The organism is Streptomyces sp. NPDC050546, from assembly GCF_044457425.1.
GTDB lineage: Bacteria > Actinomycetota > Actinomycetes > Streptomycetales > Streptomycetaceae > Streptomyces.
The window spans coordinates 419,923-446,264 of record NZ_JBITGX010000007.1 but is presented as its reverse complement, the minus strand read 5'-3'; the positions used below and the strand labels follow the sequence as shown (position 1 = coordinate 446,264).

23 protein-coding genes and 1 pseudogene are annotated in these 26,342 nt (G+C 71.0%); 14 read left to right on the top strand and 10 right to left on the bottom strand.

From position 1 onward, the window contains the following. Positions 1-55: 55 nt before the first annotated feature. On the top strand, positions 56-1,096 hold the full coding sequence (locus ACIBK5_RS20295) for a helix-turn-helix transcriptional regulator (protein WP_399021237.1): 1,041 nt from the start codon (positions 56-58) through the stop codon (positions 1,094-1,096). 43 nt (positions 1,097-1,139) lie between these two features. Here ACIBK5_RS20295 and ctaD read toward each other — a convergent pair. Beyond that, a pseudogene (ctaD, locus tag ACIBK5_RS20290) lies at positions 1,140-2,666 on the bottom strand (cytochrome c oxidase subunit I); the annotation flags it as partial. A 405-nt stretch (positions 2,667-3,071) separates the two neighbouring features. On the opposite strand from ctaD, the gene ACIBK5_RS20285 reads away from it, so the two are divergent. Next, positions 3,072-3,287 carry an I78 family peptidase inhibitor gene (locus tag ACIBK5_RS20285; RefSeq protein WP_399021236.1) on the top strand — a complete coding sequence of 72 codons (216 nt, stop codon included), beginning with the start codon at positions 3,072-3,074 and terminating at the stop codon, positions 3,285-3,287. 60 nt (positions 3,288-3,347) lie between these two features. On the opposite strand, the gene ACIBK5_RS20280 is transcribed toward ACIBK5_RS20285, so the two are convergent. Beyond that, the gene (locus ACIBK5_RS20280) at positions 3,348-4,331 is read right to left on the bottom strand and encodes a phosphatase PAP2 family protein (RefSeq protein WP_399021235.1); all 984 of its coding nucleotides are present in this window, start codon (positions 4,329-4,331) and stop codon (positions 3,348-3,350) included. Between the two features lie 227 nt (positions 4,332-4,558). Further along, positions 4,559-5,860 (bottom strand): hypothetical protein, encoded by a 1,302-nt coding sequence (locus tag ACIBK5_RS20275; protein WP_399021234.1) that lies wholly within the window; start codon positions 5,858-5,860, stop codon positions 4,559-4,561. A gap of 274 nt (positions 5,861-6,134) precedes the next feature. On the opposite strand from ACIBK5_RS20275, the gene ACIBK5_RS20270 reads away from it, so the two are divergent. Then, complete coding sequence (locus tag ACIBK5_RS20270; protein ID WP_399021233.1) at positions 6,135-7,742, top strand: MFS transporter; 1,608 nt, start codon at positions 6,135-6,137, stop codon at positions 7,740-7,742. A 212-nt stretch (positions 7,743-7,954) separates the two neighbouring features. After that, the gene (locus ACIBK5_RS20265) at positions 7,955-9,145 is read left to right on the top strand and encodes an acyl-CoA dehydrogenase family protein (RefSeq protein WP_399021232.1); all 1,191 of its coding nucleotides are present in this window, start codon (positions 7,955-7,957) and stop codon (positions 9,143-9,145) included. Positions 9,146-9,196: 51 nt separating this feature from the next. Here ACIBK5_RS20265 and ACIBK5_RS20260 read toward each other — a convergent pair whose 3' ends face one another. Beyond that, complete coding sequence (locus ACIBK5_RS20260; protein WP_184597617.1) at positions 9,197-9,634, bottom strand: cell division protein SepF; 438 nt, start codon at positions 9,632-9,634, stop codon at positions 9,197-9,199. 288 nt (positions 9,635-9,922) lie between these two features. Between ACIBK5_RS20260 and ACIBK5_RS20255 the strand changes: the two genes are divergently transcribed. The 3 genes from ACIBK5_RS20255 (at position 9,923) to ACIBK5_RS20245 (ending at position 13,848) form a co-directional block, all read left to right on the top strand. After that, positions 9,923-11,125, top strand: coding sequence for a DUF5685 family protein (locus ACIBK5_RS20255; protein ID WP_399021231.1), 1,203 nt, complete (start codon positions 9,923-9,925; stop codon positions 11,123-11,125). A gap of 286 nt (positions 11,126-11,411) precedes the next feature. Beyond that, positions 11,412-12,317 carry a S1 family peptidase gene (locus tag ACIBK5_RS20250; RefSeq protein ID WP_399021230.1) on the top strand — a complete coding sequence of 302 codons (906 nt, stop codon included), beginning with the start codon at positions 11,412-11,414 and terminating at the stop codon, positions 12,315-12,317. Positions 12,318-12,765: 448 nt separating this feature from the next. Then, a complete protein-coding gene (locus ACIBK5_RS20245) occupies positions 12,766-13,848 on the top strand; it encodes a S1 family peptidase (protein ID WP_399021229.1) in 1,083 nt (360 codons plus the stop codon). Between the two features lie 61 nt (positions 13,849-13,909). On the opposite strand, the gene ACIBK5_RS20240 is transcribed toward ACIBK5_RS20245, so the two are convergent. Then, a complete protein-coding gene (locus tag ACIBK5_RS20240; RefSeq protein WP_399021227.1) occupies positions 13,910-14,938 on the bottom strand; it encodes a DUF3533 domain-containing protein in 1,029 nt (342 codons plus the stop codon). A 154-nt stretch (positions 14,939-15,092) separates the two neighbouring features. On the opposite strand from ACIBK5_RS20240, the gene ACIBK5_RS20235 reads away from it, so the two are divergent. Together ACIBK5_RS20235 and ACIBK5_RS20230 are read left to right on the top strand one after the other, a co-directional pair. Further along, positions 15,093-18,608: a DNA polymerase III subunit alpha gene (locus tag ACIBK5_RS20235; protein WP_399021226.1), complete on the top strand. Its 3,516-nt coding sequence runs from the start codon at positions 15,093-15,095 to the stop codon at positions 18,606-18,608. Further along, a complete protein-coding gene (locus ACIBK5_RS20230) occupies positions 18,605-19,579 on the top strand; it encodes a DNA polymerase thumb domain-containing protein (protein WP_399021225.1) in 975 nt (324 codons plus the stop codon). The genes ACIBK5_RS20235 and ACIBK5_RS20230 overlap by 4 nt, the downstream gene beginning before the upstream one ends. A 16-nt stretch (positions 19,580-19,595) precedes the next feature. Here the strand turns inward: ACIBK5_RS20230 and ACIBK5_RS20225 are convergent, their stop codons facing one another. Next, positions 19,596-19,970, bottom strand: a complete 375-nt coding sequence (locus ACIBK5_RS20225) for a cupin domain-containing protein (protein ID WP_399021224.1) — start codon at positions 19,968-19,970, stop codon at positions 19,596-19,598. Positions 19,971-20,067: 97 nt separating this feature from the next. Between ACIBK5_RS20225 and ACIBK5_RS20220 the strand changes: the two genes are divergently transcribed. Further along, positions 20,068-20,514 carry a MarR family winged helix-turn-helix transcriptional regulator gene (locus tag ACIBK5_RS20220; RefSeq protein WP_399021223.1) on the top strand — a complete coding sequence of 149 codons (447 nt, stop codon included), beginning with the start codon at positions 20,068-20,070 and terminating at the stop codon, positions 20,512-20,514. 174 nt (positions 20,515-20,688) lie between these two features. Then, on the top strand, positions 20,689-21,546 hold the full coding sequence (locus ACIBK5_RS20215; protein ID WP_399021222.1) for an esterase/lipase family protein: 858 nt from the start codon (positions 20,689-20,691) through the stop codon (positions 21,544-21,546). A 124-nt stretch (positions 21,547-21,670) separates the two neighbouring features. Here ACIBK5_RS20215 and ACIBK5_RS20210 read toward each other — a convergent pair whose 3' ends face one another. Next, entirely contained in the window at positions 21,671-22,726 is a 1,056-nt protein-coding gene (locus ACIBK5_RS20210; protein ID WP_399021221.1) for a lytic polysaccharide monooxygenase, read from the bottom strand. Positions 22,727-22,917: 191 nt separating this feature from the next. Here ACIBK5_RS20210 and ACIBK5_RS20205 point away from each other — a divergent pair, with 191 nt between their 5' ends. Continuing rightward, positions 22,918-23,367, top strand: coding sequence for a GNAT family N-acetyltransferase (locus tag ACIBK5_RS20205; protein ID WP_399021220.1), 450 nt, complete (start codon positions 22,918-22,920; stop codon positions 23,365-23,367). A 27-nt stretch (positions 23,368-23,394) separates the two neighbouring features. Here ACIBK5_RS20205 and ACIBK5_RS20200 read toward each other — a convergent pair whose 3' ends face one another. Then, positions 23,395-23,532 (bottom strand): hypothetical protein, encoded by a 138-nt coding sequence (locus ACIBK5_RS20200; protein WP_399021219.1) that lies wholly within the window; start codon positions 23,530-23,532, stop codon positions 23,395-23,397. A 138-nt stretch (positions 23,533-23,670) separates the two neighbouring features. Here ACIBK5_RS20200 and ACIBK5_RS20195 point away from each other — a divergent pair, with 138 nt between their 5' ends. Then, entirely contained in the window at positions 23,671-24,303 is a 633-nt protein-coding gene (locus ACIBK5_RS20195) for a class I SAM-dependent methyltransferase (protein ID WP_399021218.1), read from the top strand. 8 nt (positions 24,304-24,311) lie between these two features. On the opposite strand, the gene ACIBK5_RS20190 is transcribed toward ACIBK5_RS20195, so the two are convergent. Next, positions 24,312-24,812, bottom strand: a complete 501-nt coding sequence (locus tag ACIBK5_RS20190) for a DUF402 domain-containing protein (RefSeq protein ID WP_399021217.1) — start codon at positions 24,810-24,812, stop codon at positions 24,312-24,314. Further along, a complete protein-coding gene (locus tag ACIBK5_RS20185) occupies positions 24,793-25,722 on the bottom strand; it encodes a GNAT family N-acetyltransferase (protein WP_399021216.1) in 930 nt (309 codons plus the stop codon). The genes ACIBK5_RS20190 and ACIBK5_RS20185 overlap by 20 nt, the downstream gene beginning before the upstream one ends. A gap of 71 nt (positions 25,723-25,793) precedes the next feature. Here ACIBK5_RS20185 and ACIBK5_RS20180 point away from each other — a divergent pair, with 71 nt between their 5' ends. After that, entirely contained in the window at positions 25,794-26,162 is a 369-nt protein-coding gene (locus ACIBK5_RS20180; RefSeq protein ID WP_399021215.1) for a GntR family transcriptional regulator, read from the top strand. Positions 26,163-26,342: the final 180 nt, after the last annotated feature.

Below are 26,342 nucleotides of genomic sequence, written 5' to 3'. Positions count from 1 at the left end.
AACAGCAGGGCCTTGAGGACAGCAGCTGTCCGCATGGGCTGACAGACTCGCTTTCATGTTGGAGACCTCGGCCCGCCTGCTGCGTCTGCTGTCCCTGCTCCAGGCCCACCGCGAGTGGTCCGGCGCGGACCTGTCCGAGCGGCTCGGCGTCAGCGCCCGCACCCTGCGCCGCGACGTCGACCGGCTGCGCGGGCTCGGCTACCCGGTCAACGCCAGCCCCGGCACGGGCGGCGGCTACCAGCTCGGCGCCGGCGCCGAACTCCCGCCGCTGCTGCTGGACGACGACGAGGCCGTGGCCGTGGCGGTCGGGCTGCGCACGGCCGCCGGGCAGGGTATCGAGGGCATCGGCGAGACCTCGGTACGGGCCCTCGCCAAGCTGGAACAGGTGCTGCCGGACCGGCTGCGCCGCCGGGTGGGCGCCCTCAACGCCTTCACCGTGCCGATGCTGCGCAGCACGCTGCCCTCCTCGGTCGACCCCGCCGTGCTCACCGAACTCGCCCACCTCTGCCGGGACGCCGAACGGCTGCGCTTCGAGTACCGCGGCCACGACGGCACTCCCAGCCGCCGCAGTGTCGAACCGCACCGCCTGGTGTGCACCGAGCGCCGCTGGTACCTGGTCGCCTGGGATCTGGAGCGGGAGGACTGGCGCACCTTCCGCGTGGACCGCGTCACGCCCCGGCCGCCGCACGGCCCGCGCTTCGTACCGCGCCCGCCGCCCGCCGAGGACCTGGCCGCCTATGTCTCCCAGGGCGTCTCCACGCGCGCGTACGCCACCCACGCCGTGGTGCGGCTCCTGGTGTCCCTGGAGGAGGCCGCCGAGCACATCTCGCCGTCCGCCGGGGTACTGGAGGCCGAGGGCCCCGAAAGCTGCCTGCTGCGGTGTGGCGCCGGGAGTCTCGACGTGATGGTCATCCACGTGATGATGCTGGGCTTCGAGTTCGAGGTGCTGGAGCCGGTGGAGCTGATCGAGGCGATCAGGAGGACTCGCGACCGGCTTGATGGCGCTTTGGCTCGGGCTGCGCAGTCACCGCCGCGTACTCCGGATGGTGCAGGTCGAACGCCGGTGACTCGGACCGGATCCGGGGCAGCGTCGTGAAGTTGTGCCGGGGCGGCGGGCAGGAGGTGGCCCACTCCAGGGAGCGGCCGTAGCCCCAGGGGTCGTCGACCTCGACCTTCCGGCCGTACTTGGCGGTCTTCCACACGTTGTAGAGGAACGGCAGCGTCGACATGCCGAGCAGGAACGCGCCGATCGTCGAGACGGTGTTGAGCGCGGTGAACCCGTCCGCGGCGAGGTAGTCCGCGTACCGGCGGGGCATGCCCTCGGCGCCCAGCCAGTGCTGCACCAGGAACGTGGTGTGGAAGCCGACGAAGAGCACCCAGAACTGGATCTTGCCGAGCCGTTCGTCGAGCATCTTCCCGGTGAACTTCGGCCACCAGAAGAAGAAGCCCCCGAAGATCGCGAAGACGACGGTGCCGAAGACGACGTAGTGGAAGTGCGCGACCACGAAGTAGGAGTCCGTCACCTGGAAGTCCATCGGCGGCGACGCCAGGATCACCCCGGTCAGCCCGCCGAACAGGAACGTGACCAGGAAGCCCGTCGCCCAGAGCATCGGGGTCTCGAAGGACAGCGAGCCCTTGAGCATGGTGCCGGTCCAGTTGAAGAACTTCACGCCCGTCGGCACGGCGATCAGGAAGCTCATGAGGGAGAAGAAGGGCAGCAGCACCGCGCCGGTGGCGAACATGTGGTGCGCCCACACGATCATCGACAGACCGGTGATCGCCATCGTCGCGCCGACCAGCGTCAGATAGCCGAACATCGGCTTGCGGCAGAAGACCGGGATGATCTCCGTGATGATCCCGAAGAACGGCAGCGCGATGATGTACACCTCGGGATGCCCGAAGAACCAGAACAGGTGCTGCCACAGGATCGCCCCGCCGTTGGCCGAGTCGAAGACCTGCGAGCCGAACCGCCGGTCCGCCTCCAGCACCAGCAGCGCCGCCGCCAGCACCGGGAACGCCATCAGGATCATGATCGACGTGAACAGGGTGTTCCAGACGAAGATCGGCATCCGGAACATCGTCATGCCGGGGGCGCGCATCCCGATGATGGTGGTGATGAAGTTGACCGCGCCGAGGATCGTGCCGAAGCCGGACAGCGCCAGCCCCATGATCCACAGATCGGCTCCGAGGCCCGGAGTGCGCTCCAGGCTGTTGAGCGGGGCATAGGCGGTCCAGCCGAAGTCCGCCGGACCCGAGGGCACCAGCAGTGAGCCGAGCACGATCAGTCCGCCGAACAGGAACAGCCAGTACGAGAGCATGTTCAGCCGGGGGAAGGCGACGTCCGGCGCGCCGATCTGGAGGGGCATCAGCTCGTTGGCGAAGCCCGCGAAGGTCGGCGTCGCGAACAGCAGCAGCATGATCGTGCCGTGCAGTGTGAACGCCTGGTTGAACTGGGTGTTGTCGATGATCTGGAGTCCCGGGCGGGCCAGTTCGGCGCGCATCAGCAGCGCCATCACACCGGCGACCAGGAAGAAGAGGAACGACGTGACCAGGTAGAGGTGGCCGATCTTCTTGTGGTCCGTCGTCGTCAGCCAGTCGACCACCACCCGCCCGTGCCGTGTCCTCGGCGCGGTCCGCGCCGTCGCCTGTACGGTCTGCGTCCCCATCGCTCGCTCGCCCCTTCGCTCATCGCGCACCGGGCCCGCCGAAGCCCGCGCCGCACCTGCCCGCGAGCTCACGCCATGATGCTCGGGTCACCGCGCGCTCCGACAGGGGCGTATCGGCCTCTCCGTACCCGATCCACGCATTTCCCGGGCGACGCAGGCCCGGCCGGACCGATGGCGGCGCCGGAATGGAATGGAGCTCCGGGGGTATTTCTCCCGGAACTTTCCGCCGGGCTTTTCCAGGAGCTCATGTGACACGCGGGAATTACGATCGAATGCCTGCGGAAGGCCTACGGAAGGCCTAGGGAACCGCTCGTCCGGGTGACGGACAGCGCCGGAAACAGCTGTCGTGATCTTGTGACAGAAGTGTGACCGGGGCCGGACAGCCACCGGAGGTAGCGTGGCGGCATGGCACCGATTCCGACACCTTCCGCGGAACCCGACGACAGCCCGGACACCTATGTCGGCCTGCCGGCCGACCGGGCCGAACACCTCGCGCGTGAGCGCGGCTGGCCGACGGTGCGCTCGTTGCCGCCGGGGGCGATCATCACGATGGAGTACCGCGTGGGACGGCTGAACTTCGAGGTGAAGGACGGCCGCGTGGCGCGCGCCTGGAAGGGCTGAGACACGACGAAGGCCCCGGTTCCGCTCCGGAACCGGGGCCTTCGTGTGCCAGGGGGCAGGTCAGGGGTGGGCCGAGGAGGTCGAGCCGCGCGGCAGCCGCTCCGGGTGCGGCGGACGGCGGCTGCCGGCCGGGCTGACCGGGGTGCGCTCCGAGCGGGCCGTGTGCGGCCCCGGGGCCAGGTAGGCCGGGGCCCGGGGCGAACGGGCCGCGACATCGTCCCGCTCGGCGGGCACCGGCGTGACCGCCACCGGTGGCGCGCCGACCGGGACGGAAGCCGTACTGCTCCGGCGGGACCGCCAGCGGTCCCGCAGCTCGAAGATCCGGGCCTCGGCACGGGCGATCAGGGGCTCGAACCACGGCAGGGCGAGCATGATCAGCAGTCCCGCGACCCAGCCGAGGAGGACATCGCTCAGCCAGTGCGTACCGAGGTAGACGGTGGCCAGTCCGACGCCGAGCGAGGTGACGGCGGACACGGCGGACAGCCAGCGCTGCGCTCTCGCGGTGGAAGCCAGGTAGGCGAGGATTCCCCAGGTCACCACGGCGTTGGCGGTGTGACCGCTCGGAAATATATCGCCGCCGCGCCACATCTCGTTGGAGCCGATCACGGTCGCGTAGTGCGGCCCCAGACGGCCCATGCCGTACTTGGCGGCGCCGACCGTGATGTTCAGCAGCAGCAACGAGACGCCGAGGGCGAGCAGCGGACGCAGGGTGTGCTGCCGCCACGAGCGCCAGCCCAGCCAGGCCGCGACCATCACCGCGGTCGGGCCGCGCTGGCCGAGCACCACGTAGTAGTCGACGAACCAGTGGATCTCCGACCACTGCTGGTACGGCCGGAAGAACATGACCTGCCAGTCGAGCCGGACCAGCCAGGACGTGATCACCACGGCCCACACGATCGCGCCGTAGAACGCCGCGGTGGCGGCGACGAGCACGATGCGGTGCCTGCTCATCTTCGGCACATCGATGTGGGCGGGTCGTTCCGGCTCACGATCCAGCCGGGCGAACACCCGGTCCAGACGGGTGAGCTTCGGTTCGGTACGCACCCAATCGACGTTACAGCGAGTGAGCTCTGATGCCGGGCGAATCAACGGCTTTGTGATGACGATGTGATGTGGGATTCCTCTCAGGAGGAGGTTTATTTCCACCGAATCTGCAATCGTCGGCCGCTGCGGCCTTCAATTCCTTTGATCATTCCGGATGGGGGTTTTATTGCGCTTTTGAATTCGTTCACCGGAGCATGGCGTGGAATTCCCCCGGCGCTCACAGCGGGTCAGGGCGGACCGGAGCCGTTCAGCCAGAACGCCCCGTACACCGCGGAGGCTGCCGCCACCGACCCCAGCACCAGCGCTGACCTGCGCGTACGCACCCGGGCGAGGGTCAGTGCAAGGGGCAGCAGCAGCGGGAAGGCGGGCACCAGCAGGCGCGGTTTCGAGCCGAAGTAGCTCGACGCGCACAGCGCGAGCGCGGTGACGATCCCGGTGTAGACCAGCAGCGGGAGCGGCTGGCGCTGACGTACCCCGACCACATACAGCCAGATGACTGACGCGACCCCGACGATCAGCCCGACGCCGGCCAGGGCCGAGGGGAACGACGTGAACTTCTCGGCGACGAACCGGGCGAAGGCGTAACCGCCGTCGAAGCCGTTGCGCCACCCGGCCTGCACGTCGAGATAGCCGAGCGGCCCCTTGCCGGTGTGATGGCCGACCCACAGTACGTAGCCGGCGGTGCCGAGGGGGGCCAGCAGCATGCCGAGGACCCGGGAGGCGTCAGCCGAGGCGGAGGTGGACGTCGAGGCGGAGGCGAGCGTCGAGGCGGAGGCGAGCGTCGAGGCGGAAGCGGGCGCCGAGGCGGAAGCGGTTGTGAGGCCGGATGCGGAGATGGAGGAAGGGGCGCTTGGCGTGGTCTGTGCGCCGTCCGGCTCGCTCGCGCGTCGGTCCCGCACGAAAGAGGCAATGGCCGCCACCCACACCGCCGCCACCACCGCCATCCCCACCGGACGGGTCAGCCCCGCCAGCAGGGCCAGCGCGCCCGCCACCGGCCAGCGGCCGGTCAGGACCGCGTACAGCGCCCATGCGGCGAGCGCTGTGAACAGGGACTCGCTGTACGCCATCGACTGCACGATCCCGACCGGGAGCACGGCCCACAGCAGCACCGCGCACACTCCGGCCCGGCGGCCGTACACATGGTCGGCCACCGCGAAGATCCCCCAGGCCGCGGCGAGAGAGGCGAACAGGCTGACGAGGAACCCCCCGTCCGCGTAGGACAGCGGGGACACCGCCGTCACCAGTCGCTCCAGCCAGGGCAGCAGCGGGAAGAAGGCGAGATTGGAGTGCACGTCCCCGTTCGCCAGGCGCACCTCGTAGCCGTAGCCGAGCTCGGCGACCCGGGTGTACCAGAGCGCGTCCCAGCGGGCGGTCAGCAGCGTGTACGCGTTCTTGTCGCGCGCCGCGCTCCACAGGGCCAGGGCGACAAGGCCCAGGGCGCGCACGGCCGCGTACCCCAGCAGGGCCGGGGCCGCCCGGCGCAGCGCCCCGGCGCGGGACGGAGCCGCGCGCGTCTCGAGATCGGTCACGCGCCCGATTATCGACCCGGGTCGGAACCGGGCGGCCGGCCGGGGCGTGGTCGACGCAGAGGGGAGCGGTGGGGGAGTGGCGTACGCCACATCTTTCCGCCAGGACTGTGAGAGGTCCGCCACTAGGCTCCGGCGGGGACTCGCGTACTCTGACGTGTCACTCGCTTTTCGTTTGCGCGGGCCGGAGACCACCGCTCCTCTCCGGCCGAGTCGCGGGGGCGTCCCCCACCCCGTGAGCCCGCCGATCGCGAGGGAACTTCTGGGAGGTACGTACATGTCCGGGACGACCACGGCTGCCGCTGCGCTGCGCCGTCGGGCGGCCGGGGCCGGTGCCAACCGCTGGGTGGTTCTCGTCGTCCTCTGCGTCAGCCTGCTGCTGGTCGCCGTCGACGCCACCGTGCTGCACGTGGCGGTCCCCGCCGTCACCGAGGACCTGAGGCCCGGCGGGATCGAGCTGCTCTGGATCGTCGACATCTACCCGCTGGTCTGCGCCTCGCTGCTGATCCTGTTCGGCACGCTGGGCGACCGCGTCGGCCGCCGAAGGGTCCTGCTCCTCGGGTACGCGCTCTTCGGCGTCGCCTCGGGCCTCGCGGCCCTGGCGGACAACGCCCAGGTACTGATCGTGGCGCGGGCGCTGCTCGGTGTGGGCGGCGCGATGATCATGCCCGCGACCCTGTCGATCCTGCGGCAGGTCTTCCCGGACCGGCGCGAGCGGGCGCTCGCGATCGGCATCTGGAGCGCCGTGGCCGCGGTGGGCGCGGCGGTCGGGCCGCTGCTCGGCGGCTTCCTGCTGGAGCACTTCTGGTGGGGTTCGGTCTTCCTCGTCAACATTCCGTTGATGCTGGTCAGTCTTCCGGTGGGGCGGCTGCTGCTGCCCGAGTCGAAGGGCGACGGCACCGGTCCCTGGGACGTCGTCGGCGCCCTGATGGCGGCGGCCGGGCTGTTCGGCATGGTGCTGGGCGTCAAGCGGCTCGGGGGCGGGGAGCCGGTGGAGAGCCTGCTCACCGTGCTGCCGCTGGTCCTGGGCGCGGCGCTGCTGGTGGCCTTCGTACGGAGGCAGCGACGGCGGGCGCATCCGCTGGTGGACCTCAAGATGTTCGCGCGGCCGGCGTTCAGTACGTCCGTCGGCTGCATCGTGCTGGCGATGCTCGCGCTGGTCGGTCTCGAGCTGATCGCGGCGCAGTACCTCCAGCTGGTGCTCGGGCTGTCGCCGCTGGAGACGGGGCTGCGGCTGCTGCCGCTGACGTTCGCCGCGATGGCGGCCGGGCTGGCCGGTGCGCGGATGCTGCGGCGGTTCGGGCCGCGGCGGATGGTGAGCGTCGGGTTCTGCCTCACGGCGTTCGCGGTGCTGCTGCTGACGGCGCTGGGCCGGACGGACGACTGGGGGCTGATGCTGGCCGCGTTCGTGCTGCTGGGCTTCGGGCTGGAGACGACCCTTTTCGGGGCGTACGAGTCGATGCTGAGCGAGGCGCCGCAGGAGCAGGCCGGTGGGGCGGCGGCGATCGGGGAGACGTCGTACCAGCTCGGGGCGGGGATCGGGATCGCGCTGCTCGGCAGCGTGATGAACGCGGCGTACGCGCCCGGCTTGTCGGGTGTCTCGGGGGTGCCGGAGTCGGCGTCCTCCTCGGCGGGGCATTCGCTGGGGGAGGCCTACGAGGTTGCCGCGCAGCTGGGCGGGTCGGCCGGGGCCGCGCTGCGGCATGCCGCCCGGGACGCGTTCGTGCACGGGCTGCATGTGACGTTGCTGGTGAGCGCGGGGTTGTTGCTGCTCGGGGCGGCGATGGCGTTGCGGTTGCCGCGGACCATGCAGTGCGAGGAGGCGGGCGCCGCTGTGGAGGTGCCTGCGCAGCGGGACGCCGCGGAGTCGCGCGTCTCTGTTTGATCTCCCGCCCGCGTACCGCCCGTAACCGCCGACCGAGGGGCCCGGGTCGCCCGCGGGGCGGGGCGCCGTCGGCGGCTTGCGGTGGTGGGGGAGCGGCGCCCCTGTGGGCTGCGCCCGGACTCAACTGGGACGTACGGGTGGTGCGTGGGTGGGCAGGCGTCGTAGCGTCTTGGTTAGCGGTGCTAGTTAAAGAAGCCTCGGAGGGTGTCGTCATGTCCGTGTCGTCCAAGCTGCCCCCCTTCGACCCCGCCGATCCCCTCGGTCTCGACGACCTGCTGGATGCGGAGGACCTCGGTATCAGGGACACCGTCAGGGCCTGGGCCGGGGACCGGGTGCTGCCGTATGTGGCCGACTGGTACGAGAAGGGGGAGCTGCCGGAGATCCGGGAGCTGGCCCGGGAGCTCGGAGGGCTCGGCGCGCTCGGGATGTCGCTGAGCGGGTACGGGTGCGCCGGCGCCTCCGCCGTGCAGTACGGGCTCGCCTGCCTGGAGCTGGAGGCCGCCGACTCCGGCATCCGGTCCCTCGTCTCCGTGCAGGGCTCCCTCGCCATGTACGCCATCCACCGGTTCGGGAGTGAGGCGCAGAAGCAGGAGTGGCTGCCCCGCATGGCGTCCGGCGAGGTCATCGGGTGCTTCGGCCTGACCGAGCCGGATCACGGTTCCGACCCCGCCTCCATGCGGACGTACGCCAAGCGCGACGGCTCCGACTGGGTGCTCAACGGCCGCAAGATGTGGATCACCAACGGGTCCGTGGCCGGAGTGGCCGTCGTGTGGGCGCAGACGGACGACGGGATCCGGGGGTTCGTCGTGCCCACCGGCAGCAGTGGGTTCTCCGCGCCGGAGATCAAGCACAAGTGGTCGCTGCGCGCCTCGGTGACCAGCGAGCTCGTCCTCGACGACGTACGACTGCCCGCCGACGCCGTGCTTCCGGAGGGCGCCGGCCTGCGCGGACCGCTCAGCTGTCTGTCTCACGCCCGGTACGGAATCGTCTGGGGCGCCATGGGCGCGGCCCGCAGTTCCTTCGAGGCCGCGGTCGACTACGCGAAGTCGCGGGAGCAGTTCGGGCGGCCCATCGGCGGCTTCCAGCTCACCCAGGCCAAACTCGCCGACATGGCGGTCGAACTGCACAAGGGGATTCTGCTCGCCCATCATCTGGGGCGGCGTATGGACGCCGGCCGCCTGCGTCCCGAACAGGTCAGCTTCGGCAAGCTCAACAACGTACGGGAAGCGATCGAGATCTGCCGCACGGCCCGCACCATTCTCGGCGCCAACGGGATCTCGCTCGAATACCCCGTGATGCGGCATGCGACCAACCTCGAGTCGGTGCTCACCTATGAGGGCACCGTCGAGATGCACCAGCTCGTGCTGGGCAAGGCGCTCACCGGACTCGACGCCTTCCGGTAGACGCCGTCCGGTGAACCCCGCGCGGGGGCAGGGCCGGTGAGCGGCCCTGCCTCAGCTCTGGTTGAAGAAACCGTCCGTGCGGTGCCCGGCCGGGTCGCCGTTCACGATCTCCGTGTTGGCCGGGGTCAGCAGAAACACGCGGGTCGACACCCGCTCGATCGAACCCCGCAGGCCGAAGATCAGACCGGCCGCGAAGTCGACCACGCGCTTGGCGTCGGCGGCGTCCATGGCCGTGAGGTTCATGATGACCGGCACGCCCTCGCGGAACAGCTCGCCGATCGCGCGGGCGTCCCGGAAGCTGTCCGGGGTCACCGTGCCGATGCGACGGCCTCTCTCCTCGGCGACGTCCGAGGCCACCTTGACACGCGGATCGGTGACCCAGGCCTCCCCGGACTCGGTCCCGTCGGAGTAGTCGTCGTCGTAGTAACGCTCGTCTTCGTTGTCGTCGACGAGGCCAAGCCAGGCACTTGCCTTGCGTACCGATCCCATGGACGCCTCCTCTCACAGCGGTCTTTCTGCTTTCCGCATCCCTATGGTCGTCCATGATGCGGATGGCGCGCCAAGTGGATAGACGCCGCACGGGGGGTTTGTGACGGTACTGGTGCACAGCGATTCCGTCGAGAGTCCGTGTTTCCCAAGGGCCTTGTCGTAAACGACTGCTGACTGTGAGTGAAATATGATTCTTCACGGCGTACGGGTGATGGGCAGTGCGTACGGGTGAACGGGTTGGCCGATACCATGCGGCACCGAAACAACGTACGGAGCGCGGGGGACGTCGTGTTCGGAATGGTCAGGCCCTGTCGGCATCGGCTCGGTGAGAGTCTCACCGCTCAGTGGATGGCGCATTTGTGTGGGCTCTGTCTCGCATTGCGCGGAGACCACGGGCAGCTCGCACGCATCGTGACGAACTATGACGGGCTTCTCGTCTCCGTATTGACGGAGGCTCAGACACGCCCTGTGAACGGCGTGGCGAGTGGCGTGGGGCGGCGTACGGCGGGTCCGTGTCCGCTGCGCGGGATGCGCACCGCGTCCGTCGCGCACGGTGAGGGAGCGCGGCTCGCGGCGGCCGTGTCGCTGGTGCTCGCCTCCGCGAAGGTGCGCGACCATGTCGCCGACGGCGACGGGCTGCTGGCGCGGGCGCCGGTGGCGCGCGCCGCGCGCAGGGTCGCGAAGGGCTGGGACCGCGCCGGGGCGCGGACCGGTTCCGCCGTCGGGTTCGACACGGCCGTCCTGGTCGATGCCGTGGACCGGCAGGGCGGTATAGAGGCGCTCGCCGGGCCCGGGACACCGATCCTGACGGTGACCGAACCGACCGAGACCGCGACCGCCGCCGCCTTCGCGCACACCGCGGTCCTCGCCGGCCGGCCGCACAACGCCGGGCCGCTCGCCGAGGCCGGACGCCTCTTCGGGCGGCTCGCCCACCTCCTGGACGCCGTGGAGGACCGGCACGCTGACGCCGCGTCAGGCGCCTGGAACCCGATCACCGCGACCGGCACCTCCCTTGTGGAGGCCCGGCGGCTCGCCGACGACGCGGTGCACGGCGTCCGGCTGGCGCTGCGGGAGGCGGAGTTCACCGACGGGCGGCTGGTGCACCGGCTTCTGGTGCATGAGCTGCGTACCTCCGTCGACCGCGCCTTCGGCACGGCCGCCTGTGCTCACACCGCCGCTCCCGAGGCGGCCGGCCCCTACGCGCCGCCCGGTACCGGCGCACCGGGCGGTCCCGGCGCCCCGCCGCCGGAGCCGCCGCGCGGCGACCGGCGCGGGCTGCTCGCCGGCTGCGCGGTGTGGCTCGGGCTCGCCTGTACGTGTCAGATGTGCTGCGGCACGTACCAGGACCCGTGGTCGGGGGAGCGCAAGGCAGGGCAGTGCGGCAACTGCGACTGCAGCGGATGCGGGGACTGCTGCAGTTGCTGCGACTGTTGCGGCAACTGCTGTGACAACTGCGGCTGCGACGGCTGCGACTGCGGCTGCAGCTGCTGAGGCAGCGGCGGGGCCGCCGTGCGCCTTCGCCGCAGGGGAGCGCGCGCCGGTGTGAGGCGCGGCGTACGGGCACGTGAGGTGCGGCGGGAGCGCCTGTTGTAAAGATCGTTCAAAGGTTGACGGCCGAAAGGCACCCTTGCGCCTACCGGCCGTTCGGCCGAATACTCCCCCACAGCGCTTGTCAGGGGCACGGCGTGTTCGGGAACCGGACGCGCGGTCCCAGGCTGCGCCTCACGGGCCCGAGACCCCACGAGGGCCCCCTACTTCCCCTGTGGAGGAACGAAAAGTGAGGATCAAGCGCACCACCCCCCGCAGCGGCATCTCGAGACGGACCCGGCTGATCGCCGTTTCCACCGGCCTCGTCGCCGCCGCAGCGATCGCGATCCCCAGCGCGAACGCGTCCGACACCCCCACCACCTTCAGCGCCGCCGAGCTCAAGGGCGCGAGCGGCTCGATACTGAAGGCCGACATCCCGGGCACCGCCTGGGCCGTCGACAGCAAGAACGACCGGGTGCTCGTCACCATCGACAGCACGGTCACCCAGGCCGAGATCGCGAAGATCAAGCAGCAGGCCGGCGCCAACGCCGACGCGCTCACGATCAAGCGCACCCCCGGCACGTTCAACAAGCTCATCCAGGGCGGCGACGCCATCTATGCGAGTAGCTGGCGCTGCTCCCTCGGCTTCAACGTCCAGAACAGCAGCGGTCAGCAGTTCTTCCTGACCGCCGGTCACTGCACCGACGGCGCGGGCACCTGGTACTCCAACTCCGGCCGCACCACGGTCATCGGCTCGACCGCCGGCTCCAGCTTCCCGGGCAACGACTACGGCCTCGTGCGCTACAGCGGGTCCGTCAGCCGGCCCGGCACCGCGAACGGCGTGGACATCACGCGCGCGGCCACCCCGAGCGTGGGCACCACCGTCATCCGCGACGGCTCCACGACCGGTACGCACAGCGGCCGGGTCACCGCCCTCAACGCCACCGTCAACTACGGCGGCGGCGACATCGTCTCCGGCCTGATCCAGACCACCGTCTGCGCCGAGCCCGGCGACTCCGGCGGCTCGCTCTACGGCAGCAACGGCACCGCGTACGGTCTGACCTCCGGCGGCAGCGGCAACTGCTCCTCCGGCGGTACGACGTTCTTCCAGCCCGTCACGGAGGCCCTGAGCGCCTACGGGGTCAGCGTGTACTAGGCCCCTACCGGGCAGCAGCAGGCAGCGTTTCACGCCCCCGCACGCACCGCGTGCGGGGGCTTTCCTTTGTGAGGTGGGGAGTTTGTTGCTGCTTGTCGTGGTTCAGGGGTAATGCAGGTAAAGGTGCATCAATGTCCGCCCCTCGGATGCCGATTGGGGCCACTTGGTTGGGCGATTTTCAGCCATGGCCAGACCTCGCAGAGTGCACACACATTACTCACGCGTAATGTTTGCAGTGTGAACGCGTGTGAAGCGCGTGCGAGTTGGGTCCGATTTGACCGTGCGCGGTCAAAATGTGGGGGCGTGGGATCGGTAATCTACGCGCGTCCTGAACTCGACCTTGTGTGCTCCCCGTTGTCCTCGGAATAGTGGGCGCTCGTCAACAAGGCCTTCCGGCCCGCGAGGTCCCCACAACCTCCCGGGCCGACCCCCCACAGGAGGACGTCAGTTGAAGCACCGACGCATACCCAAGCGGCGCGCAGCCCTGGCAGGTGCGGGTGTCGCCGCACTGGTCGCCGCGGGAGTGACCTTCCAGTCTGCGAACGCCAGTGAGCCTGCGAAGGCCAGTGAGCCCGAGACCCTGTCGGTCTCCGCGGCCGGAAAGCTCGCCTCGACGCTGGCCAAGGACCTGGGCGCCGACTCGGCGGGTACGTACTACGACACGAAGAGCAAGAACCTCGTGGTGAACGTGCTCGACGAGGCCGCGGCCAAGGCCGTCGAGAAGGCCGGAGCCAAGGCGAGAGTCGTGGCGAACTCCCTCGCCGAGCTGAAGAGCGCCCGCGGCACGCTGAAGGCGGACGCGACGATCCCGGGTACCGCCTGGGTGACCGACCCGACGACGAACAAGGTCGTCGTGACCGCCGACCGCACGGTCTCCAAGGCCGAGTGGGCGACGCTGACGAAGGTCGTCGACGGGCTCGGGGCGAAGGCCGAACTGAAGAGGTCGAAGGGGGAGTACAAGCCCTTCATCGCCGGTGGCGACGCGATCACCGGTGGCAGCGGCCGCTGCTCGCTCGGCTTCAACGTGGTCAAGGGCGGCGAACCGTTCTTCCTGACCGCCGGGCACTGCACCGAGGGCATCTCCACCTGGTCGGACTCCAGCGGCAAGGAGATCGGCACCAACGCGGACTCCAGCTTCCCGGACAACGACTACGGGCTGGTCAAGTACACCGCCGAGGTGGACCACCCGAGCGAGGTGAACCTGTACAACGGGTCCACCCAGAAGATCTCGGGCGCCGCGGAGGCGACCGTCGGCATGGCGGTCACCCGGAGCGGGTCGACGACGCAGGTGCACGAGGGCAAGGTCACGGGGCTGGACGCCACCGTGAACTACGGCAACGGCGACATCGTCAACGGTCTGGTCCAGACCGACGTCTGCGCCGAGCCCGGTGACAGTGGCGGCTCGCTCTTCTCGGGCGACAAGGCGGTCGGGCTCACCTCCGGTGGCAGCGGTGACTGCACCTCCGGTGGGGAGACGTTCTTCCAGCCGGTGACCGAGGCGCTGTCGGCGACCGGTACCGAGATCGGCTGACACACGCACGGCTTCGCGAAGTCCCGCCCCTTGTGTGAGGGGCGGGGCTTTCGCGTGTGTCCTACGGCTCGTGCGCCGGGAGCGGCGTGACTGCTCGCTTTCGCAGGGCGGCGGCCGCCAGTGTGAGGGCCGCTCCCACCACGGCCCAGGCCGCCAGTACCAGGAGTGATGTGGTCATGGCGTTGTTCTCGAAGTAGGCGATCGAGCGGGTGGCCCAGGTGCCGGCTCCCGGGGGGAGGGCCGGGCCGATCGCCTTCCAGAAGGGCGGGAGCAGGGGTGGGGGGAGGGCGCCGCCGGCGCTCGGGTTGCCGAGGATCACCACCAGCAGGATCACCAGGCCGATCCCGATCGTGCCGAAGATGCCCTGGAGGGCGAGGGTGGCCGCGCCCACGGCGAAGATGATCAGGGCGCCCAGGCCCCAGAGGGCTGCCGTGCCGCCGGGCAGGGCGTCCAGGATCGGGCCGGTGATGAGGGCTCCGCCGAGGCCGCCGATGATCGCGACCAGGGCCATGACCGCCAGGCGGATCGCGGCGCGGGTGGGGTTGGAGGGTTTGGCTCCCGCGCTGATCGCGAGGGCCGCGGCGCCCAGGTAGCCGCCCACGCACCAGCCGACCACCAGGTAGAAGGACGAGAGGCCGTTGGGGTCGTGGGCGGCGGACGGGATGACGTCGACCGTGCGGAATCTGCGGTTCTCTGTCTTCTCCAGCGTGGTGACGAGGGTCGTCAGGGTGTTGGCGAGGACCCGGCCGCCGCCGGAGGCCACGAGGAGGGTGTCGGTGCCCGCCGGGTTGATGATCAGGGCGGCGTCGATGTCCCGGTTCGTGATCTGGTTCCGGGCCGTGGCCGCGTCGGGCAGTGCGCGGGGGTCCAGCGGGGAGCCGGGCAGTCGTTCCAGTCGGGTCACCGCTTGTGCGGAGGCGGCCTGTGGGGCGACCACCCCGAAGGGCACGTCCTTGGGTTTCGGGTCGTGCAGTGCCCCCACGTAGGAGGCGATGAAGAGCAGCTGGAGGGCGATCACGCCGAGGATGAGCAGCGTGGCCCGAGGGGTGACGGCGTCTTTCACCTCACTGAGGAACGAGCTGTGCGGCATGCCTCCACGGTCGGGGGCGGCCGGGTGTTTCCGCAGGTGGGGCGGGGCCGAACGGATGTCGCACACACATTCGAAAATTGGTCTATGGTGGGGGTGAGGTAGCTGGGAACAGATGTTCGAGAGCTGGTGTGGCTCACGAGTGCGGGAGGTGCGTGTGCCGGGGTTCACGCATCTGCACACCGTCTCCGGATTCTCGTTGCGATATGGAGCCTCGCATCCGGAGCGGCTGGCCGGGCGTGCCTCCGAGCGGGGCATGGATGCCCTGGCTCTCACCGATCGCGACACGCTCGCCGGCGCCGTCCGGTTCGCGAAGGCCTGTGCGAAGGAGGGGGTCCGTCCGGTGTTCGGGGCGGATCTGGCGGTGGCGGGCGCCCAGGCTCCGGAGAGCGGGGACCGGCGTGGGCGGCGTCGGACTCCGGTGCGGGGCGGGGTCTTCGTCGACGAGTCCGCTCCCCGCGTGATCTTTCTTGCCCGGGACGGTGCCCGTGGGTGGGCCGAGCTGTGCCGGCTCGTCTCGGCGGCGCACGCCGGGGAGGGGCCCACTCCTCTGCTGCCCTGGGAGCACCGTCACGCCGAGGGGCTGACCGTGCTGCTCGGGCCCGAGTCGGACGTCGGGCGTGCCCTGGCCGCGGGGCGTCCCGATCGCGCGGCGCGGCTGCTCGTGCCCTGGCGTGAGGTCTACGGCGACGACCTGCGGCTGGAGGCCGTCTGGCATGGCCGAAAAGGTACGGGTCCAGGGTCCCTGCGGCTGGCCGCCCGCACCGTCGGGTTCGCCGCCGAGCAGCGGATCCGGCCCGTGCTCAGCAACGCCGTACGGTACGCCGACTCGGGACTGGGGCCGGTCGCCGACGTCCTGGACGCCGCCCGGCGTCTGGTGCCCATCGACCCGGCCAAGGAGCTGGACTCCGGCGAGGCCTGGCTCAAGGGGGCGGGGGCCATGTTCGGGGTGGCGGAGAGGGTTGTGGAGGCCGCGGGGTTTCGGCGGGACACCGCGCATCGGCTGATGGAGCAGACCGAGGCGACGGCAGCCGAATGTCTGGTCGATCCCGAGGACGATCTCGGGATCGGTACCGTCCACTTTCCCGAGCCGCAGCTGGTCGGCGCCGGGCGGCGTACCGCCCAGCGGACGCTGGCCTCGCGGGCGGTGGCGGGGATGGTGCTGCGCGGGTACGACCGGCGGCGGGAGTACTGGGAGCGGATGCACCATGAGCTGGACATCATCGCCCATCACGGCTTCGCCTCTTACTTCCTGACCGTTGCCCAGGTGGTCGACGATGTGCGGGGGATGGGGATCCGGGTGGCCGCCCGGGGGTCCGGGGCGGGGTCGCTCGTCAATCATCTGCTCGGGATCGCGCACGCCGATCCGATCGAGCACCGGCTGCTGATGGAGCGGTTCCTGTCGAAGGAGCGGGTCGTGCTGCCCGACATCGACATCGACGTGGAGTCCGCGCGCCGGCTGGAGGTCTACCGCGCGATCATCGGCCGGTTCGGCACCGAGCGGGTCGCGACGGTCGCGATGCCGGAGACGTATCGCGTGCGGCACGCGATCCGGGATGTGGGGGCCGCCCTGTCCATGGACCCGGCCGAGATCGACCGGGTCGCCAAGTCCTTTCCTCATATCCGGGCGCGGGATGCCCGTGCGGCACTGGAGGAGCTGCCCGAGCTGCGTGCGCTGGCCGGGGAGAAGGAGAAGTACGGGAGGCTGTGGGAGCTGGTCGAGGGGCTGGACGCCCTGCCGCGCGGGGTGGCCATGCACCCGTGCGGGGTGCTGCTGTCGGACGCCTCGCTGCTCGCGCGTACGCCGGTCATGCCGACCAGCGGCGAGGGCTTTCCGATGTCGCAGTTCGACAAGGACGACGTCGAGGACCTCGGGCTGCTGAAGCTGGACGTGCTGGGTGTGCGGATGCAGTCGGCGATGGCGCACGCGGTGGCGGAAGTGGAGCGGGTGTCGGGTGTCCGGGTCGACTTGGACACCCTGCCGTCGGGGGATCCGGAGACGTATCGGCTGGTGCGGTCCGCCGAGACGCTCGGGTGCTTCCAGATCGAGTCGCCGGGGCAGCGGGACCTGGTCGGGCGGCTCCAGCCGGCCACGTTCCACGATCTCGTCGTCGACATCTCGCTGTTCCGGCCCGGGCCGGTCGCCGCCGACATGGTGCGGCCGTTCATCGAGGCGCGGCACGGGCGGGCGCCGATCCGTTATCCGCATCCGGACCTGGAAGGGCCGCTGAAGGAGACGTACGGGGTCGTCGTCTTCCATGAGCAGATCATCGACATCGTCGACATCATGACCAGGTGCGGACGTGGTGAAGCGGACCGGGTGCGGCGGGGGCTGTCGGATCCGGAGTCGCAGGGGCGGATCAAGGTGTGGTTCGCGCAGCACGCGGCGGCTCGGGGCTATGACGCGGAAACGATTCGGCGGACCTGGGAGATCGTCGAGGCCTTCGGGTCGTACGGCTTCTGCAAGGCGCACGCGGTCGCCTTCGCCGTGCCGACGTACCAGTCGGCGTGGCTGAAAGCGCATCATCCCGCCGCCTTCTACGCCGGGTTGCTGACGCATGATCCCGGTATGTATCCGAAGCGGCTGCTGCTGGCGGACGCGCGGCGGCGGGGGGTGCCGGTGCTGCCGCTGGATGTGAACGCGTCGGGGATCGCACACCGTATCGAACTGGTGTCCGGTAGTTGGGGGCTGCGGCTGGCGCTCTCCGATGTGCACGGCATCAGCGAGGCCGAGGCGGCGCGGATCGCCGAGGGGCAGCCGTACGCCTCGCTGGTCGACTTCTGGGAGCGCGGCCGGCCCAGCCGCCCGCTGGCCCAGCGGCTCGCCCAGGTGGGCGCGCTCGACGCGTTCGGCGCCAACCGCCGTGATCTGCAACTGCATCTGACCGAGCTGCACCGGGGCGCGCGGGGCGCGGGCGGTGGGCAGTTGCCCTTGGCCGGGGGCCGGAAGACCGCCCCGGCCGGGCTGCCCGACCTCACCTCGGCGGAGCGGCTCAGTGCCGAGCTGGGCGTGCTGTCCATGGACGCCTCGCGCAATCTGATGGACGACCACCGTGCCTTCCTCGACGAGTTGGGCGTCGTGTCGGCGCGGCGGCTGCGGGAGGCACGGCACGGGGAGACCGTGCTGGTCGCGGGCGCCAAGGCGGCCACCCAGACGCCGCCGATCCGGTCCGGCAAGCGGGTCATCTTCTCCACCCTGGACGACGGCACGGGCCTGGTCGACCTCGCCTTCTTCGACGACTCCCACGACGCCTGCGCCCACACCGTCTTCCACTCCTGGCTGCTGCTGGTGCGCGGGGTGGTGCAGCGGCGCGGCCCGCGCAGCCTCAGCGTGGTGGGCGCCGCCGCCTGGAACCTCGCGGAACTGCTGGAGGTGCGCCGGGAGGAGGGCCTTGAGGGCGTCGCGGCCCGGCTGGCCGGCGGCGGCGACGCCGGGGGCGATTCCGGTGGCGACGGTGCGGACGACGGTGAGGGGGCGGCCCGCCGGCGGCTCGCCGGGGCGGAGGGGGCACCGGCACCGGCGGGCTCCGCGGCCCAGGATCCGACGGACCAGCGGAAGATCCGCATGCCCACGGGGTACGAGATGCACCCCTGGGCCGATCTGCGTCCCGCGGGCGAAGGGCCCGCGGTGGGACGGAAGTTGTGGCACCAGAGTCCGGGGAGTGCGGGATGACCATCCTCTGCGTACGTTTCCAGCTGCCTCCGACGCGCGAGGCCGATCTGCCCAGACTGCTCGGGATGCTCGAGGAGTTCACGCCCGTCGTCCAGGCCCTGCCACCGGACGGGGCGCTGGCCGACCTGCGGGGCGCCGAGCGGTACTTCGGGCGGGACGCCGTCGAACTGGCCTCGGTGATCCGGGTGCGGTCGCTCGCGCTGCACGGCGTCGACTGTGTGATCGGCGCCGGCCCCGGGCCGATGCTGGCCCGTGTCGCGCTGGGCGACGCCGTGCCCGGGGTGACGTCCGTGGTGCCCGAGGGGCGCGACGCCATCGGGGAGTTCCTCGCGGTCAAGCCCGTCGCCGCGCTGCCCGGCGTCGGCACCAGGACCGCCCGTACGCTGGGCGACTACGGCCTCGACACCCTCGGCCTGGTCGCCGCCGCCCCGCTGTCCACGCTCCAGCGGCTGGTCGGCGCGAAGGCCGGCCGCGAGCTGCACGAGAAGGCGAACGGCGTCGACCGCGGCCGGGTCGTACCGAACGCAGTCTCCCGGTCCCTCGCCACGGAACGCCCCTTCGAGCGCGACGAACTGGACCCGGACCGGCACCGCCGGGCGCTGCTGTCGGCCGCCGAGGAGATCGGCGCCCGGCTGCGCGCCCTGGACAAGGTCTGCCGCACGCTCACCCTCACCGTGCGCTACGCCGACCGGTCGGCCACCACCCGCAGCCGCACGCTGACCGAACCGACCGCGCACTCACCGGCGCTGACCAGGACCGCGTACGGCATGTACGAGGCGCTCGGGCTGCAGCGCGCCCGGGTGCGCGCGCTCGTCCTGCGGGCCGAGGGGCTCGACTCCGCCGACCAGGCCTCCTACCAGCTGACCTTCGACCCCGTGGACGAGCGGGTCCGCCGTATCGAGGAGGTCGCGGACCGCGCGCGAGCCAAGTTCGGGCCACGGGCGGTGATGCCCGGGGGACTGGCGGCGTGACTCCCTCCACGTGACGTCAGTTGGCCCACGGCGGTGCGATGCGGGTGCCGTCGGCCAGGTGTGCCTCCAGGCCGATGGAGGTGGTGACCCAGGAGTACGCCGTCCGGTCGGTCGGATTCTCGACGGTCAGGGTGGCGCCTGGGTTGACGATCACCGTGTCGCCCGCCGTGATCCGCTCGGTGCGGTCGTCGAGGGTGATCAGCAGCTCGCCGTCGAGCAGATGGAAGATCTCCTCCCGGCTGACCGTGTGCGCGGGAGCCTTGAGACCGGCGGGAATCTCACCCCGCCAGGCGCACAACTCCTTGCTCCCGCTCAGCGGTGTGGCGTACGAGACGAATCGGGCGCCGTGAATCTCGTGTGTCACGGCGTCCGAGGAGCGGATGACGGGCATGGCTGCCTCCGGTCTGCTGGCTGGTCAATTTGGTCAAGCAACTTGACTATATGGTCAAGCTGCTTGACCGTCACGTCAAGGGTGTTTCAATGCAGGCGTGCAGAACTCCGAGGCCATGGCCCTGTCCGCCGCCCTGCTCGCCGCCGCCGGCGGGCTCACGCACCGCATCCACGAGGGCGTGGTCGCGCGCGGCTTCGAAGGGTTGCGGCCCGCGCACGGCTTCGCCTTCGCCAGGCTCGCTCCCGACGGCGCGACGGTCACCGACCTCGCCGTCCATCTCGGGGTGACCAAGCAGGCCGCCAGTCAGCTCGTCGACGAGATGGTGCGCAAGGGGTACGCCGAGCGACGGGCGCACCCCGGGGACGCGCGGGCGCGGCTGGTCGTGCTCACCGAGCGGGGCTGGGCTTGTACGCGGGCGGCCGAGGAGGCGGCCGCGGAGGCGGTGCGGGAGTGGGGCGCGGTGCTGGGGGAGAGGGAAGCGCGGGTGCTGCGGGAGCAGTTGCTGCGGATCGCGCCGCAGGGTCCTGTGCGACCCGCCTGGTGAGGGCGGTGGCAGCGGTGGGGCGGTCGGCGCCGGTTACCGCCGGAAGTTTTTACTGACGCGTAACTTCCCAGCTTGGCTACTCACTCGTAACTTGACGAGTGAACAGCATCCTCGTGATCCGGATCACAGGCGTCGTGCCGTCGCACTTCCCTTGACCCGCAAGGAGATCACTCGATGCTGCCCTGGAAACGAGTGCTCAGACCCCTGGCCGCGCTGCTGCTGACCGCCGCGGCCGTCACCGTCCCCGCCACCACCGCCCAGGCCGCCGCCCCCAGCGCAGGCTGGAACGACTACTCCTGCAAGCCGTCCGCCTCCCATCCCCGCCCCGTCGTCCTGGTCCACGGCACCCTCGGGAACTCCGTCGACAACTGGCTGGGCCTCGCCCCCTATCTGAAGGTCCGCGGCTACTGCGTCTTCTCCCTCGACTACGGCCAGCTGGAGGGCGTCCCCTTCTTCCACGGACTCGGGCCCGTCGAGAAGTCCGCCGGACAGCTGAAGGAGTTCGTCGACAGGGTGCTCGCCGCGACCGGCGCCGCCGAGACCGACGTCGTCGGACACTCGCAGGGCGGCATGATGCCCCGCTGGTACCTGCGGTTCCTCGGCGGAGCGGCCAAGGTGAACGCCCTGGTCGGCATCGCGCCCTCCAACCACGGAACCACCCTGAGCGGATTCACCCACCTGCTGCCCTACTTCCCGGGTGCCGCGGACCTGTTGGCGAAGAACACCCCCGCCCTCGCCGACCAGGTCGCCGGCTCCGACTTCCTCGAGCGGCTGAACGCGGGCGGCGACACCGTGCCCGGCGTGCGCTACACCGTCATCGCCACCAAGTACGACGAGGTGGTCACGCCCTGGCGCAGCCAGTACCTGAGCGGGCCGGACGTGCGCAATGTCCTCCTCCAGGACCTGTGCCCCGTCGACCTCTCCGAGCATGTGGCCATCGGGCTGTTCGACCGGATCGCCTTCCACGAGGTGGCCAACGCGCTGGATCCGGGGCGGGCTCGGCCCACCACCTGTGCGTCGGCGTTCGAATGACACGTGTAAGCGCTCTGACGCGAGTGCCGCGGGCCCGTGTCCGCTGACACGTGTAGGGGAAACGTTTCGGGGCCTGTCCGGCCTGAGCCGCCGGACAGGCCCCGAGTCAGGGGGCGGACGCTGGTCAGCGGCCGTGGCGGCCGCCGCTCACCGCCCGGCGCCGGGTGGTGAGGAACAGGGCCGACGAGCCGAGCGCCAGCGCGGCGGCGCCGCCGATCGCGAGGTACGTCGTGCTGGTGTCGCCGCCGGTCTCGGCGAGGTTCTCGCCGGCACCGGCCGCCTTCGGGCGGTTCGGGGCGTCGGCCGGGGCGTCGTTCGGGGCGTCGGCCGGGGTCTCGTCCGCGGCGGTGCCCGTGGTGGCGTCCGCGGTGTTGTCCGGGGCGTTCTCCGGGGCGGCGGCGGGCTCGGCTGACGTCTTGGCGTCGTGGTCGCCGTGCCCGTGGTTCTCGACCGTCGACTTGTCGGTGCCGTCCTCGATCTGCTTCTTGGTGGGAGCCGAGGCGGTCGGGGCCGGGGCCGTGCCGCCCTTCGCGGTGCCGCCGCCGCCCCCGAAGGAGACGTCCGAGCAGGAGTAGAACGCCTCCGGGCTGTCCGACCGCTGCCAGACCGCGTACAGCAGATGTCTGCCCGAACGCTGGGGCAGGGTGCCGGAGAAGGTGTAGAAACCGCCCGTGGCCGCCGGGTCGGTGGACGTCGCCACCGGGTTCTTCAGGTCCAGGTCGTTCCAGGCCAGCGGCTTGGCCGGGTCGTAGCCGGACTTGGTGAGGTACACCTTGAAGGTGCCCTTGTGGGGCGCCGTCACGCGGTACTTGAAGGTGTGCGAGCCGCTGCGCACGCTGGTCGCCGGCCAGTCGGCGCGGGCCAGGTCGAGCCCCTTGAACTGCGCGTTGTTAGCGCTGCACAGCTTGCCGTCCGGGATCAGCCGCTGGTGCCGTCCGCCCGCGTCACCGATGCGGATGCCGTTCCAGTCGTAGAGGGCCTGGGTGCCGCCCGCCGCGACGGCCGCCTTGCACGCGGCCGACTTCGGGCTCTCGGGGCCCTCGGCGTAGCACTGCGAGACCCGGCTGACCGGGTCGCCCATGGAGCCGTGCGCGGCCGCCGGCGTGGCGGTCAGCGCGGTCAGGGCGAGCGGAAGGCCGCCGAGGGCGGCGACGGTGGCTACCGTGCGGCGTGCGGGCATGCGGGAACTCCTCGAAACGGTTCATGCGGTTCATGGGGACAGGTCCGGGCCCGAGTGGGCCGGATCCCGTGGGGTGATTCGAAGCTAGCCCCTCAGAACCGTGAAATCGCCTGCTGGGGACGGGTGGAGGAGATCCTTATGGCCGCGTTAAGGGAGTGCTCAGACTGGCATCAGGTAGGTACCGTCACGGCATGGCAGACGAGGAGATCCGGCCCGCCGTAGCCGCCGACGTACCGGCCGTCGAGGGCGTGATCGACGCCGCCTTCCGTCCTTACATCGAGCGCATCGGCCTGGTGCCGCAGCCCATGGAGGAGGACCACGGGGCGAACGTGGCCGCGGGGAAGGTGTTCGTGACGGGCGAGCCCGTGATCGGCCTCGTCGTGGTCGAGGCCTTCGAGGACCATCTCTTCCTCGACATCATCGCCGTCCACCCCACCGCGCACGGCAGGGGAGTGGGGCGACGGCTGCTGCGCTTCGTCGAGACACGCGCGCGTGCGCTGGGTCTGGCGGAGATCAGGCTCTACACGAACGCGATGATGTGGGAGAACCAGAAGATCTACCCCAGGTACGGCTACGAGCTGGTGGAGCGCCGTGTGGACGGACCCTACGACCGTGTCCACTACCGCAAGCGGCTGCTCTGAACGCGTCTCATGATCGGCGCCGGCCGGTCAGCTGTCCGGCCACCATGTGCGTGCGATGTCCTTGCGGACCTCCGGGCGCCCGCCAGGGCACTCGTCGGCCTCCTCGCGGATCCTGCTGCGGACATCCGACTTCTTCAGGGGCTTCTGCACGGTGACACGGCGCATGGCTGCCTCCTTAGGGGCTACCGGGTTCCGCGTTCTCACGGAGGTAGACCTTTCGGGGGAGAGTTCCTCATCGCTCCCGGTCTGTCTGTGGCGGCTGTCACCATTCGACTGTCAGTGGCGGGTGTCACTCTTGGGCCCATGACGCATGACGGTGAACCTGTGACCTCGGCGAACACCCCCTGCCCGGGCGTGGACTGGGAGGCGCGGGCCGCCTCCTTCGACGAGGAGCCGGACCACGGACTGCGTGACCCCGCGGTGCGCCGCGCTTGGGCCGGGCGGCTGCGCGGCTGGCTGCCCGGGCGCGCGGGCGACGTCCTCGATCTCGGCTGCGGCACCGGCAGCCTGTCGCTCCTCGCGTCCGAGCAGGGGCACCGGGTGACGGGAGTGGACCTCTCCCCGGCGATGGTGACGCTCGCCCGGGAGAAACTGGCCGGGCGCGACGCGGTGTTCCTCGTCGGCGACGCCGCGGCCCCGCCGATCGGGGAGCGGCGCTACGACGTCGTTCTCGTACGGCATGTCCTGTGGGCCCTGCCCGACCCCGGCCGTGTCCTGCGGCACTGGGCCGGGCTGCTGCGGCCGGGAGGGCGGCTCGTGCTGGTCGAGGGCGTGTGGGGGACGGTCGATCCGGTCGGGATACCGGCGGAGCGCCTCACCGCTCTCCTTGCCCCGATCGCCGGGCAGGTGCGCGTGGAGCGGCTCTCGGGCGATCCGCTGCTGTGGGGCGGAGAGGTGACCGACGAGCGGTATGCGGTGGTCGGGGTGACGGGCTGAGACGGGGGTCAGGCCAGGAGCGTCGTGAAGTCGCCGTCGTGGGCCAGGGTCTCCAGTTCGTCGAGCGCGGCCAGGGCGGCGGCCGCGGCCTCCGGGTCCGTCTCGGTGAGGCCGCTTTCCGCGAACTCGTCCTCGTCGAGGCGGCGTACGTCCGTGCCGTCGGCCGAGCGCCAGAGGTCCAGGTCGAGATCCTCGACGAGCAGTTCCCGGCCGGACCGGACGGCGGGGCGGGTGATGTCGCAGTACCAGCCCTTGAGCGTGCCCGTGGCGGAGCGGACCTCCTTCACCGCGTACCACCGGTCACGCCAGTAGTACTCCGTGAAGACGTCCCCAGGCTCGAAGCGGACGAACCCGAAGTCGCGTACCCCGCTGCCCGCCCACGGGGCGCGGACCGCGACGCGGGTGCCGTCGTCCGCCAGGAGCTCACCGGCGTAACGGATCTTCGTCCGGCCCGCCTTGACGAGTACGACGTCCACCTCGCAAGGCCGGTCAGCCGAGTTCACGGACATGGCGCACTTCCTTGGCGCAGATCTCGTAGCCGAACCACTTGTTGATGGCGATCATCGGGTCGTTGCCGGTGTCGTTACCGGTGAACGCCTCCTCGTACCCGGCGGCGCGGGCCCGGTGCAGGGAGTCGTTCTTGGCGAGCTTGGCCAGGCCCCGGCCGCGGAAGGCGCGGGCGGTGCCGGTCATGGCGGTGGCGTAGCGGGTGCCGCCGTCGGTGTACGCCACACTGAAGGCCGCGGGGCGGCCGTCGACGAGCGCGACCATGGTCAGGTCGCGGTTCAGGAGCGGGTGCTTCCAGGTCTCCTCCAGCCAGGCCTCGTAGTCCCTGAACTCGACGTCGATGTCGCTCGGCTCGTCCGACGTCGTCTCCGCGTCCAGTTCGAACATGGGGCGCGGGTCGTCCGCGAAGTCGGCGGCCGTGCGCAGCTCGACGCCCGCCGGCGGCTCCTGGCGGGGCGGCAGAGTGCCGGCCGCCAGGTCCAGGCGCAGGAAGTAGGCGGAGCGGCTGGCCCGGAAGCCGTTCCGCTCGGCGAAGGCGAGGTTCTCCGGCTCGTCCAGCACCCAGGCGAACAGCTTCCTGACACCCAGCGCGGCCAGGCGTTCCTCGGCGGTGCGCAGCAGCAGCGAACCGGCACCGCGGCGCGTCCGGTCGGGCCGTACGTAGATGTTGGCGGAACCCTGGCCGGGTTCCGGGCTGTCGTGGGCGACATGGAGCTGGGCCGTGCCGATGATCTCGCCGTCCTCCTCGGCGATGAGCTGGCCGAAGTGGGCGTCCGGGTGGGCGTGCGTCAGGGTGTGCACCACCGACTCGGGGGTGGACAGCATGTAGGGGAGGGCCTGGCGACGGGTGTCGGAGAACCCCTCGGCGTCGGTTCGGACGTCGGGACGCAGGTCGCGCACGATCACAGTCATGGAGGCGGACGTTACGGGGAGGCGCACTCCGGGTGCCTCTCATTTTCCGCCGGGTACGGGACAATCGGCCTGTGACGTTGAAGATCGACATCGATGACAGTGCTCCGCCGTACGAGCAGGTGCGGGCGCGGATCTCCGAGCAGGCCCGGTCGGGGGCGCTGCCGGTGGGATACCGGCTGCCGACCGTGCGGGGGCTGGCCGAGTCGCTGGGGCTCGCCGCGAACACCGTCGCCAAGGCGTACCGGGCGCTGGAGGCGGACGGCGTGATCGAGACGCGGGGGCGCAACGGGACGTTCGTGGCCGCCGCGGGCGCTGCGGCGGACCGGGAGCTGGCGGCCGCGGCGCAGGCCTATGTGGAGCGGGCCCGGCGGCTCGGGCTCACGGAGGCCGACGCGCTGGCGGCGGTCCGGGATGCCCTGCGGGCGGCTTACGGGGAGTAGGGCGTCGGGTTGTTGGCCGGGTTGGGGCTGCCGTCCGGGTGCGGGCCGGTGGGGGTTGTCCGCGCAGTTCCCCGCGCCCCCCCGGGGCGGCCCCCCCCGGGGGGGCCCGGGGGGGGGGGGGCCAGGGGCGGCGGGCCCCACCGGGGCGCCGCCCCCCGGCGCGCCCCCCCCCGCCCCCCG